11 protein-coding genes, 1 tRNA gene and 1 rRNA gene are annotated in these 12,054 nt (G+C 38.9%); 4 read left to right on the top strand and 9 right to left on the bottom strand.

Going from position 1 to position 12,054, the window contains the following annotated elements; all coding sequences use genetic code 11:
- Positions 1–2: 2 nt before the first annotated feature.
- The 3 genes from ACE1TI_RS17680 to ACE1TI_RS17670 all read right to left on the bottom strand — a co-directional run bounded on the left by ACE1TI_RS17680 (position 3) and on the right by ACE1TI_RS17670 (position 4,068).
- On the bottom strand, positions 3–767 hold the full coding sequence (locus ACE1TI_RS17680; RefSeq protein WP_375008874.1) for an SDR family NAD(P)-dependent oxidoreductase: 765 nt from the start codon (positions 765–767) through the stop codon (positions 3–5).
- Between the two features lie 41 nt (positions 768–808).
- A complete protein-coding gene (locus ACE1TI_RS17675) occupies positions 809–2,398 on the bottom strand; it encodes a class I adenylate-forming enzyme family protein (protein ID WP_375008873.1) in 1,590 nt (529 codons plus the stop codon).
- A gap of 209 nt (positions 2,399–2,607) precedes the next feature.
- Positions 2,608–4,068, bottom strand: coding sequence for a sigma-54 interaction domain-containing protein (locus ACE1TI_RS17670; protein ID WP_375008872.1), 1,461 nt, complete (start codon positions 4,066–4,068; stop codon positions 2,608–2,610).
- 120 nt (positions 4,069–4,188) lie between these two features.
- Between ACE1TI_RS17670 and ACE1TI_RS17665 the strand changes: the two genes are divergently transcribed.
- From ACE1TI_RS17665 to ACE1TI_RS17655, 3 genes are read left to right on the top strand one after another with little or no spacing between them, the layout of a single operon-like run.
- Positions 4,189–5,382, top strand: a complete 1,194-nt coding sequence (locus ACE1TI_RS17665) for an acyl-CoA dehydrogenase family protein (protein WP_375008871.1) — start codon at positions 4,189–4,191, stop codon at positions 5,380–5,382.
- The gene (locus ACE1TI_RS17660) at positions 5,379–6,437 is read left to right on the top strand and encodes a phosphotransferase family protein (RefSeq protein WP_375008870.1); all 1,059 of its coding nucleotides are present in this window, start codon (positions 5,379–5,381) and stop codon (positions 6,435–6,437) included. Before ACE1TI_RS17665 ends, ACE1TI_RS17660 begins: the two co-directional genes overlap by 4 nt.
- Positions 6,437–7,177, top strand: a complete 741-nt coding sequence (locus ACE1TI_RS17655; RefSeq protein ID WP_375008869.1) for a 2-phosphosulfolactate phosphatase — start codon at positions 6,437–6,439, stop codon at positions 7,175–7,177. Before ACE1TI_RS17660 ends, ACE1TI_RS17655 begins: the two co-directional genes overlap by 1 nt.
- A 51-nt stretch (positions 7,178–7,228) precedes the next feature.
- Here ACE1TI_RS17655 and ACE1TI_RS17650 read toward each other — a convergent pair whose 3' ends face one another.
- The 4 genes from ACE1TI_RS17650 to ACE1TI_RS17635 form a co-directional block, all read right to left on the bottom strand.
- On the bottom strand, positions 7,229–8,002 hold the full coding sequence (locus tag ACE1TI_RS17650; protein WP_375008868.1) for a M15 family metallopeptidase: 774 nt from the start codon (positions 8,000–8,002) through the stop codon (positions 7,229–7,231).
- Positions 8,003–8,145: 143 nt separating this feature from the next.
- A complete protein-coding gene (gene eutH, locus ACE1TI_RS17645; RefSeq protein WP_375008867.1) occupies positions 8,146–8,754 on the bottom strand; it encodes an ethanolamine utilization protein EutH in 609 nt (202 codons plus the stop codon).
- A 120-nt stretch (positions 8,755–8,874) separates the two neighbouring features.
- Complete coding sequence (eutH, locus tag ACE1TI_RS17640; protein ID WP_375008866.1) at positions 8,875–9,153, bottom strand: ethanolamine utilization protein EutH; 279 nt, start codon at positions 9,151–9,153, stop codon at positions 8,875–8,877.
- A gap of 16 nt (positions 9,154–9,169) precedes the next feature.
- On the bottom strand, positions 9,170–9,997 hold the full coding sequence (locus ACE1TI_RS17635; protein WP_375008865.1) for an MBL fold metallo-hydrolase: 828 nt from the start codon (positions 9,995–9,997) through the stop codon (positions 9,170–9,172).
- Between the two features lie 394 nt (positions 9,998–10,391).
- Here ACE1TI_RS17635 and ACE1TI_RS17630 point away from each other — a divergent pair, with 394 nt between their 5' ends.
- Positions 10,392–11,423 (top strand): acyltransferase family protein, encoded by a 1,032-nt coding sequence (locus ACE1TI_RS17630; RefSeq protein WP_375008864.1) that lies wholly within the window; start codon positions 10,392–10,394, stop codon positions 11,421–11,423.
- 199 nt (positions 11,424–11,622) lie between these two features.
- Here ACE1TI_RS17630 and ACE1TI_RS17625 read toward each other — a convergent pair.
- Positions 11,623–11,698 (bottom strand) — tRNA-Thr (locus ACE1TI_RS17625).
- 65 nt (positions 11,699–11,763) lie between these two features.
- Positions 11,764–11,880: ribosomal RNA gene (rrf, locus tag ACE1TI_RS17620) — 5S ribosomal RNA — on the bottom strand.
- Positions 11,881–12,054: the final 174 nt, after the last annotated feature.

Genomic DNA, 12,054 nt, shown 5'->3' with positions numbered 1-12,054 from the left:
TTTTATTTTGCTGTCCAGCCTCCATCTACATATAGAATCTGCCCTGTTACGTAACTTGCTGCTTCAGAAGCAAGAAAAACAACAGGTCCTTCTAAATCTTCTAATTCTCCCACTCTTTTCATCATGGTTTTGCCTACAATCTCATTGTATCGATCTTCATCAGACAACCATCCTTGAGTCATGGGGGTTTTAATATAAGCAGGAGCAATGCCATTCACATTAATTCCTTCAGAAGAAAGCTCATCTGCCCATACTTTAGTTAATTGATTAATACCTCCTTTACTTGCTGCATAGCTAGTTTGAAAGCTTCCCCCAACTCCGCCAAAAATAGAAGAAATGTTTATGATCTTGCCGCTTTGCTGTTTTTGCATTTGGCGTGTAGCAGCTTGTCCAGTCAGAAAAATGCCTTTTAAGTTCGTATTCAAAACGTTATCCCAATCATCTTCTTCTATATCAACCAGTTTCTTTCTAATATTTCGCCCGGCATTATTAACAAGAATATCTAGTGAGCCAAATTCTTGGACGGTATAATCTATTAGCTCCTCCACACTATTTTTATCCGTCACATCCGTTTGTTTTGATTTTACAGCAGCACCAAGTGAACGAATATCTTCTGCTGCTTTTTCAAGGTCTTCTTTACCTCGGCTGGCTATTACGACATTAGCATCTGCCTTCCCTAATGCTTTAGCCATTCCTAACCCGATTCCTTTGCTTCCTCCTGTTATCAGAGCTGTCTTACCTGTAAGATTAAATATTGGCAAACTCATGCCTTACATCCCTCCTAATAAAATTTAAAATAAAACTTCTTTTAACCATGCATTTGAACGAGCTTATTTTTTAAAATTTTCCCTCCCGGATTTCTTGGCAATTCTATTACAAACTCTACGTACTGAGGAACTTTATAATCAGCTATTTTTTCTTTTAAAAACTCTTTAATTTCCTCTGGGTGCGGAGCCTGGTTCTCTTGCTCTTTTATAACGACATACGCCTTTACCTGCTCGCCGAATAATTGATCTGGAATACCTACGATAGCCGCTTCTAACACTGCAGGGTGCCCATATAAAACGTTTTCGACCTCAGCAGAGAAAATTTTTTCCCCGCCTCTATTGATCATGTCTTTTTTTCTGTCCATGATGTACACAAACCCCTCATCATCTCTGTAAGCCATATCTCCAGATTTCCAGTATCCATCTTCAAATGATTTCTTATTTGCTTCTTCGTTCCTCCAATACCCTTGAACCACCATTGGTCCTTTTATCCAAAGTTCGCCAACCTCTCCGTCAGGAAGTTCCTGTCCTGCTTCATTCACTATTTGAACCTCCCCGACTGGAACGGGCAGACCTACAGAAGAAAATTTATTGTCATCATATTCCACTGGCATAATCGTTGTTGGTGAAGATGTTTCGGTAGCACCATATGCATTGTGCAGCTTTATACCTGGAAGCAACTCTCTTAACTGTGCTATCGTTTCTTTAGACATAGGGGCTCCGCCATAGGCAAGCGTTCTTAAGTGCGGATATGACTGCTCGTTAAAAGAAGGATGAGACATCATCATGACGTAAATTGTTGGCACATTAAACAAGAACGTAATATTTTCTTCCGTTAGAGCATTAATAAAAGGTTCGGTTTGATACTTCTTTAAAAGAACTGAAGTGCCGCCAATCAATACCATGTAAAACATTTGTCCGATCAGCCCGGTAACATGGAAAAGCGGTACAGCTATTAACGTCCGTACATCTTGCTTTTCCTGCAGTACCTCTTTGTAATTGATAGCACTGTGAATGACCCCCATGTGACTTCCAATTGCTCCTTTAGGTGTCCCCGTAGTGCCTGAAGTATACATAATAAATAACGGATCCTCTTCCATCACATCTACTCGAATTCTCTTTTGTTTAAGCGGGCTGCTAATATAATCGGAATATTTCGTTTCAGAAACTTCTTCTTCATCAACAACAATAGGCTCCCATGTCTTTTCCCATTGATAGTTGCTTTGTAAGTTAGAAATAGTATCGAGAAAAGCAGACTCACTAAACAACAAAGAAACTCCGGAATGATTAAGCATATATGCAAGTTCGTCTTCAGACAGTCTTGTATTTAATGGAACAGCTATAGCACCAATACGTGCACACGCAAAAACAATGTGAATAAATTCTGGTCTGTTCATTAATAAGAGACCAACTCTATCCCCTTTTTGAATGTTTGACACGACTTGCATCTGACTGGCCAGCTCTTCTACCGTGTGATCTAGTTCTTTGTAAGTCTGACGGTAAGTGTCCATAACTACTGCTTCTTGATGAGGGTGCTTATCAACGGTTTTTTTTAACATGTTATCAATAGTCAAAGGCCGGTCTGCATAAACGCGGATGTTTCTTCCAAAAAAATATTGTGCAGTTATCATGGCATCACCTTTTGTTTAATTTGTCTAATTTAAAATTTGCAAAAATTATGCCAATTATTAAAAATTCTTTAGTTTTAGGCTTTTAACTTTTTTAAAAGTGTAAGTCAGCCCTTTTTATCGATTCCATTTGGAATCATGATTCTTTATGCAATCGCTTACAAAATAACTAAAATGGACTCGGCTGAACCGCTTAAAAATTTTATCGTTTTTCAGCCGCAGATTTCGTTATTATTTAAAATTTCTTCTTTTGTTAAGTTTAATTTTTTCATCTTTTTTACTAGGGCTGACTGACTAATTCCAAGTGATTCTGCTGTTTTTCTTGTCGTTTGATTTTTAGAAAAACGTTCCGTGATAACATTCTTTTCAAGCTCCATAACAAGATCTTTTAAACTATTTTCCTTTGTAAAATGACTTTCTGGCTGATTACTTTTTTCATCCCTTATCGTTTCCACTACCATTTCGTTTGGAAAATCCTGCAGGTTTATTTCATCATGGTCGGTTGTTACTGCTATCCGTTCAATTAGGTTCTCCATTTCTCTAATATTTCCCGGCCACCTGTATTGCTGCATAAAAGAAACGGCCTCTGGCTGAAATCGCTTATTAAGCTTATACTTTTTATTTACTTTATTTAAGAAAAAATAAGCCAGCGGAGCAATATCAGCTTTTCTCTCGCGAAGCGGCGGAATACGAACAGGTACTATGTTTAATCGATAATATAAATCTTCCCTGAATACTCCCATTTTCACTTGCTGTTCTAAATCTTTATTCGAAGCTGCGATCACTCTTACATCAATTTTCTTTACCTTCGTACTTCCTATTCGCATGACTTCGAATTCTTGCAGAACTCGAAGAAGTTTTACTTGTAACTCTAATGGTATTTCACTGATTTCATCAAGAAAAATAGTGCCGCCGTCTGCTTGCTCAAAAAACCCCGTTTTTCCATTTCGATCAGCACCGGTAAAGCTTCCTTTTTCATATCCAAATAACTCTGATTCCAGCAGTTGAGAAGGAATCGCCCCGCAATTTACCTTTATGTAAGGTTTACCAGCACGTTTACTCCCGGAGTGAATCATATTCGCAAATACTTCTTTCCCTACCCCTGATTCTCCCATTAATATCACCGTAGAGTCTACGTTTGAAACTTTTTGGGCAAGAGACACTACTTTCATGATTTCTTGACTTTGTGCAATTACGCCATCAAGCATCATTTTTACTTTTTCCTGATTCTTAAACGAATCAATTTCTTCTAAAATTTTTTTAGTATAGGCCCTTGATTCATTTAATTCCAGTTTTAGTTTTGTCAGCTCGGTAAGGTCTCTAACGTTAGTAACAACATGCGTAATGCTTCCCTCTTCATCGAAAACAGGGTTTCCCGTCACAATTACTTCTACTCCGTTTACTTTTTGCATAATTGTAATGGGTTTCTTTTCTTCTAATACTTTAAATGTAACCGATTCTGATACAATCCCTTCTTCGACAACATCACGCATATTTTTCCCAAGCAGCTGTTCTGGTTTGACATTTGTTATTCTTGTGTAGGCTTCATTTACCTTGAGACCGTTTCCCTCTGCGTCCGCTACATAAATACCGTCATAACTGGACTGGATGATAGAATCTAATAGTTTATTATTTTGAATCATTTTATTTACAGAACTTTTATGATTAGTCATTTCAAGCTCCCTCCCTTCTAAGATCGTTGTTTAATCCTTGCTTTTTTTCATTTTATCATAATATTGGAACAATTTTTGCATTCATAATTATAGTAATCACAGAGTAAAGGAGTAGTTGCCATGTTTGATTTTAGTCCATCAGAAGAACAGCATCATATTATCGATACAGCTAGTCAATTTATGAAAGATTATGTTTATCCAAATGAAAAACACATGGTTCCTCATCGCGGCTTACCTGATGATATACTAAAGCCTTTGCAGCAAAAAGTAAAAGACTTAGGGTTGTGGGCCGGCCATCTTCCTAAAGATGTAGGAGGAATGGGAACAGGTTTTATTACATTAGGTTTATTATCGGAAGTCATTGGCAGAAGCCCTATAGCCCCTTATATCTTTGGTTCGATGGCTCCAGATGCTGGTAACGGTGAAATTCTTGTTCATGCTGCAACGGAAAAACAAAGAGAAAAATATTTACTTCCTCTTGCCAACGGGGATATCCGCTCATGCTTTGCGATGACAGAGCCTGAAGTTTCCGGCTCTGATCCTAGAACACTTCAAGCTTCAGCTGAAAAAGACGGGGATGAATGGGTCATCAATGCTCACAAATGGTTCACCACAGGCGCTGTCGGTTCATCTTTTTCCATTGTAATGGCGGTTACCGACCCAGACGCTAAACCTCATAAGAAAACCAGCCTATTTATAGTGGAGAATGATAATCCCGGATTTGAAATTGTAAGAGAAGTTCCGGTGATTGGAGACCATTTTGCAGGGGGACATTGTGAAGTTCGCTATACAAACTGTCGTATTCCAGAAGAAAATATGCTTGGAAACCGAGGGGAAGGTTTTAAACTAGCTCAGCTGCGCCTTGGTCCTGGAAGAATTACTCATGCCATGCGCTGGCTCGGAGTTTGTCACCGCAGTATGGATTTAATGCTTGATTATGCCCTGAAACGGGAAACTCGCGGGAAAACTCTCGGTCAGTTCCAAAGCATTCAGAACTTTATTGCTGATTCTGCTGCTGACATGCAAGCAGCAAGGTTAATGACCCTCCATGCTGCCTGGTTAATGGACCAAGGAGATGAAGCAAGAAAAGATGTTTCTTTAATAAAATTCTACGGAGCTAAAGTTCTTCATGATGTCATTGACCGCGCTATCCAAGTTCATGGCGCTCTCGGTGTCACTGGCGATACCCCTCTTGAAGGTTTTTACCGTGAAGCACGCACAGCAAGAATTTATGATGGTCCAGACGAAGTACATCGATATGTTGTCGCCCGTACACTTCTAAAAGCTTTTGAAAAAGGAGAGGAGTTATATTGAGCAGCTTGGCTTTAGATGTCCAACCCCCTTCTGAGACAAAAATAAATTGGGAGAAGTTATTAAATACGATCGAAGCAAAACTACCAGAAGTAGACACTTCTCATTTGACCGTCAAACAATTTACTGCAGGCTACTCGAATTTAACATACTTGCTCCAATTTCCAAACAAGCATATCGTTTTACGAAGACCTCCTTTTGGGGAGATACCTCCTCGTGCCCACGACATACAGAGAGAATATACTATTTTAAGCCATGTTCATCCTGTATTTCCTTTAGCTCCAAAACCGCATTTATATGAAGAAAATCAAGACATTATGGATAAACACTTTTATTTAATGGAAAAAAAAGAAGGCGTTGTACTTGATGATCGGCTTCCGGAAGAATGGGATCATATGGAAAATGCTCCTCTAAAGGCTTCCCAAGCCGTTGTAGATACGTTAGCAACCCTCCATGACATCGATATATACAAACATGGACTGGACTCCTTAGGTAAACCAGAAGGATACTTAAAAAGACAAATTGAGGGCTGGCTGAAACGTTATGAGCGTTCTATCGTAGAAGGCAGCGATGCCGTTCAAGAAATTATTCCGTGGCTTTTAGCGAATACTCCCAATCAATCGGAAAGCTCTATTGTTCATAATGACTTTAAATTAAACAACATGATGTTTTCCAAAGACGATCCCGAAAAAGCTGTCGGCGTATTTGACTGGGAGCTTTGCACTGTAGGTGATCCATTATCAGACTTTGCGGGTACAATGGCATACTGGACAGAACCAGGAGACGCAGAAACAGGTCTTGCTTCTGTGACAGAAAAAGAAGGGTTCTATTCGCGCCGCGATTTAGTTGAAGCATATGCCAGCAACACAGGCAGAGATATGGATAACATCCATTATTATTTATGCTTTGCATTTTTAAAAATTGCAGTTATTTTACAGCAGATCTATTACCGCTGGCATAAAGGAGAAATCTCAGATTCACGCTTTTCAAGTCTGGGGATTGGTATTAATAATTTACTGCATCAGTCTATCCGTGCTAAAGATAAGGAAATTGTTTAATGCCGTCCGTCCATTTACTAACCAGAAAAGAGGAAATCATTCCTGAAAAGACGTATGGACTAACGGTGGTCGTCATTGATACTTTGCTGGCAACCAGCACTATTGCGATGTTATTAAATAAAGGTGCAAAATCCGTCATACCTGCAAAGAGTAAAAAAGAAGCAATTCAGGAAGCGGAAAGCAGGCGAAATAATTCTTTTATATTAGCAGGAGAGCACCTTGGGTTTGAAATAGAAGGATTTGAAAAACCAGACCCTCTTCATTTAGTACAAAAGGATATTACGGATAAAGACATTATTTTACTCACCACGAACGGAACAGTTGCTCTAAACGAATCTTCGAATGGAAAGAACGTCTATGCTGTTTCTCCGTTTACAGCGGCAGCAGCTGCTGCTGCGATTAATGATTACCACCGTGACGATTCATTATTAATTGTTTGTTCCGGTAATCATGGCCGTTTTTCTATAGAAGACTTTCTGACAGCAGACCACCTTCTTACCTGTCTAACCAGCAAAGATTGGGATTTGTCTGATGGCAGCAAGGCTGCCTTAACTCTATATGAAAATGCGTCACCCTCATTAAGGCACACAATATATAACGAATCTGAAACAGCGCTTTTTTTAAATAAAATTAATTTCTACCCCATCTGGAAAAATTTTAATGAATCTTATTCGTTTGTCCCTGCTCTTCATAATCATTGTTTAATTAGAAAAAGTGTTGAACAAAAAATAAAAGAATAAAAAGCATCAAAATGAAAAGGACTGCCTCTACTCATAAGAGGCACTCCTGTTTTACTCATGAAGTCCGTAGTACTCTTCTAGAGTGTAGTCCTTTTCATACATCGTTTCAGCAGCTTCTTTTCCTACATAACGAAGATGCCATGGTTCATATTGAAAACCAGTGATGTCTGTTTTATCATCTGGATAACGGATAATAAACCCAAATCTATGAGCATTTTCTTTAAGCCATTGTCCCTCTGGTGTTTCACCAAATTTATCCGTTAAGGCAAGATCAGCTGCTGGAGAACTTACATCCATCGCCAACCCGCTTTGATGTTCGCTTTCTCCGGGTTTAGCACTATACTGGTTGGCTTCTTCTTCTCCGTCTTCAGCGGCGTTTGCTGCAAAAATAGCTTCTTGCCTGTCATAGGAACGGTATCCTGATAAAGCGTATAATTGCAGGCCTTCTTCTGCAGCTTCGCCAAAAAGCTCTTCTAAAGGTTTAGAAGCAGGTTCTCTTATTTGTTTTTTTGGATGATCTTCTTCAAACGGAAAAGGAATATCAGGCACCGTCAGATCTTCAGGTTCATATTTTTTTGGAAGACGAAATTCTCTATTAACTAAAGCCAGTTCGCTGGAAGGTTCTACAAGCTCTCCTTTTTCATTGAGCTCCGGAAGTTCAATATTTTCTTCCGTTTCCTTCTCGAGTAAGCTTTCTTTCATCTCCTCCCCGGCTGCCGGCTCTGCTTCTTGTTCCTCAGGAGCTGCTTCTTCATTTGTATGTTCATCAGAAGAACATCCTGACAATGTTATGACTGCGGCTAAAATGAACGGCCACTTTTTCATGTGTAACATGCCTTCTTTCTAGCGTTACATTCTAAGATGAATATTATCAGTACTTCATTACTATTATATTTTTCATTATGAAAAAAGGCAAAGGTTACAATAAATAAAAAATTTATCCATTTAGTACAGTCGTTACCGCTAGTTTAGGAGGCCTGTAATTTTTTTATCATCCAATAAGCCACTGCCATTGCTGCTATACCCCCTGAAAAATTTCCAATTAACATCGGAACGATCATATCCTTGTCTACTGCCGCTGTAAAAGCTAGATGACCGCCAAGGATGAATGCTAAGACTACAACTGCTGTACCAAAGCGTTGAAATCCTTTCACCATGATTGCTGGCTTTTTCATAATCCGATAACAATAACTATATAACAATCCCACAGGAATAGTTGCAATCCCAGCTAATGTTCCTTTTGTCATCGCATACTGATCTGCTTTTTTATCATGGTGAGAGCTACAGGGATGGTGAAAGTTAAAGTCGCTGACAGCAAACGCGAAATTCATTATCTTTCCTTCTTCTTTCATTTCCTCACTTAATGCGAACATGGGGATCACATGAGCAAAAGATGATACCCATCCCGATAGAGCCGTTTCATTCATGAAAAAACGTTCACCAAACCGGAATTTTTTATTTTTCCACCTTTTCTGTACAAAATGTACTAATGGAAAAGCTCCAGCTAATACAAATCCAATGGAGCCAACCACCAGAATCCCCTCTTCTGGCGGCTCATTCCAGGCACAATGGACCATCCTGTTAAGGCTTCTACTATGACTACAGCAGTAGCCAACGTTAGGTCCTAACATAGTACCGAGTAAAATTCCTGTAAATTGAGAAGACTCTTTCGATTCTGCTAATTCTTCTGCAAGAGCTTATCCGCCCATATCAAGAGCCAATAAACTGGTGGCAAACATCGCAGGATCTGAACCAAGAAAACGGTAAACCGGTACAACTGCGGGGCGGAGAATTTCAGCTATTGCTGGGGCAAGTGAAATCATTCCAATTATCACAACTGCAATCGGGCCAATTGAGGCAAAACCTCTTTTAAAAGCTTCCCCATATCCGTATTGATTTCCTAATGCTTTATCCACTGCTCCTATTATCATAAAAACGGCGAGCAGCCAAAGTATTATTTCTTGTAGATCCGGCATGTTAATAACCTGTTTTTTAACTGTTTTGCTGTTCTTCTTTCTTGATTTGCTCGATATTCATGTCATGCATTTCTCCAAGAAACCTTGAAAAAGAAAAGCTGTCAACAAAAGCCTGCAGCACTTCGTAGGCATCTGTCTCGTTTACTTCTTTTCGTAAAGCTTGAATATACCAGCGTGAATCTTCCACACGATCTTTCATCTCTTTTATATCTGCTGTTGCTTTTCCATGGCCGGGGATAAGTAATTCAGTTCCTTTTTCTCTTATAATCGATTCCGCTTTATCAAGTGTTCTGCTATATGCTTCACTATTGTGATGGATGAACGGAAACTCCACATCACTTAAATAATCACCGGATATCAATACATTTAAATTGTTAATAACTGCAAAAACATCGTCTGCTTGATGGCCTGGAGCCAGATAAAAGGAAATAGACGATTCACCCACTTCAATGGTTTGTTCATCATAATCAATAATTATATCAATTTTTGGATAATCAATGATATAAGGACGCCGGATATAATACTGATCATCAAAATCTTGTATTTTTTTAACCGTTTCTTCTTTCCCAGAACGAGCCACAAAACCTCTTGAAGCAATGGTAACAGCTTCTGGAAAAGCATTATATCCAAGAATATGATCAAAATCCGAGTGAGTAAAAAGTAAATATTTCATCTGTCCATTATCTCTTTCTTTTACATACTTTTGTATTGTATGAACCTCTTCTGGAAGCCACGTCGGATCAATTATTAATATAATATCTTTTGTCACGGCAACAGTTGAAGTCGTTTGATTCAAGGCGCTTTCAAAAACCGTAACCGACTGATCTTCGTATTGTATGGACATATTCTATTCCTCCCTCTTCTTATCTGACTTTTGTGAAAATTCCTACTTGTAGTATTCTAGAGAAGTGTACTTTTTTCCTGCTGTGATAAGCTTATGAGACAGCAATTGCTCACCGTACATGCAGGAAGCAGCATTGTACATACTCGAAACATAAAAGGACAGAAGCAGGAGTCTGCATGTTAATGGGAATCCTGGCTCATGCGGCCACACTTGACGGTAACAGACAGAAAAAATGTTTTGTACGGAGGAGAAGGGAAAGCAAGTAATAAACCTACTCTGCATTTCTATATTCTCCCATGTTTCACCCATAGTTTTACACAAGCTTTTGGGTTGCGGCAAACCTCTTTGTTTGTCTATACTGTCCTAAGAGCAGAAGACACAGGCAGGTGAATATATGATGACATCCTCATCTTCCCCTTCCCACATATCCGGAAAGAGGGACTATTTTTTTGATAACGTCAAATTTTTACTTATAGCCCTTGTAGTTATCAGTCATGCCATCACTCCCCTTATCGAATGGCATCAATTCAGCAGGGGTTTATATTTATTGCTTTTTAGTTTTCATATGCCGTTATTTCTATTTATATCAGGCTTTTTTGCAAAAAAAGCAGTGCAGCAACGAGAATTTATAAAACCGATTCAAAAACTTCTCGTTCCTTATATAATTTTTCAAGTGATTTACACGTTTTTTTATTATGATGTAATGGGGGACGACTTGAAAGTCCCCATATTCGAACCGCATTGGTCGCTATGGTTTCTGCTTACCTTGTTTTCGTTTTATTTCCTCATTCATTTGTTTAAATTTAGTCCGTATATGATAATTATAGCGACTACACTTGGAATTGCTATTGGGTTTGGTGAGCCAACCTCTTTATTTAGTCTATCTAGAACAATTGTCTTCTTTCCTTTTTTTCTAGCCGGGTATTTTATGAAACGCCACCATTTTGATTTTTTGTTTCATGCGAGAATAAAAATACTTGGGGTAGCTGTTTTTGTTGTAACCTTTGTTGTTTTTTATTATTACGCTTACGATATACCCTATGAGCTTTTTTACGGCAATGAATCATATCAAGCTATGGGTTTTGATAACATGGCAGCTGGCGGAGTGTTCAGATTACTTGCTTATTTAGTTACTATTGCTGTTTCTATCGCTTTTTTAGCTTTCGTTCCACAAGAAAAACGTCCTATGTCCGAGTACGCAAAAAACACTCTTTATGTTTATTTGTTACATGGCTTCATTTTCCGCTATTTACGTGACACGGAATTTTATGACGGCATGGATACAGTATTTGAAGTAGGTCTCTTGGCCATAGGATGTATCATATTTACTGTTATCTTATCTTCAGCAATAGTTAAAAAAGTGACACAGCCTCTCATAGAGCCGTTCTCTTATTTTTCAAGAAAAAATAAGAAAGCATCCGTTTAGGGATGCTTTTTTTATTTTAATCTATTTTTTTATAATTAATATAACATGTTTATGAACTTGTTCATCTTATGGTGGTACACGATACGATTTCAAAAAACAAAATGCCCTTTCTGATATGATTCGATAACTTTCCATAGAAAGAATATAAAAACGCGGACCCCAGGAAAAGCCTGGAACCCGCGTGGTTCAAAGATAAGTATGGAGCTTCCTAGCGGGCTCGAACCGCTGACCTCATCCTTACCATGGATGCGCTCTACCGACTGAGCTAAGGAAGCTTATGTAAGAGAACTTCACTTAAACAACTTGATTTTTAAAAATATTTTAAAATTATATAAATAAAGCCTGGCAACGTCCTACTTTCACAAAGGGCTGCCCCTTCATTATCATCGGCGCTGAAGAGCTTAACTTCCGTGTTCGGCATGGGAACGGGTGGAACCTCTTCGCTATCGTCACCAGGCTTCGGATCTCTGGGATCCTTTCCTTTTTATGGGGAATTGCTCCCTCAAAACTGCATAACGAATGTTCGAGCCACCGAGGCGCTTTCCTTTGTGTTGGATAAGCCCTCGACCGATTAGTATCTGTCAGCTTCACGTGTCGCCACGCTTCCACCTCAGACCTATCAACCTTGTCA

Source organism: Alteribacillus sp. JSM 102045 (genome assembly GCF_041949975.1).
Classification (GTDB): domain Bacteria; phylum Bacillota; class Bacilli; order Bacillales; family Marinococcaceae; genus Alteribacillus.
Note: the sequence above shows the minus strand (reverse complement) of the source record. Positions and strands in the feature narration are given on the sequence as shown.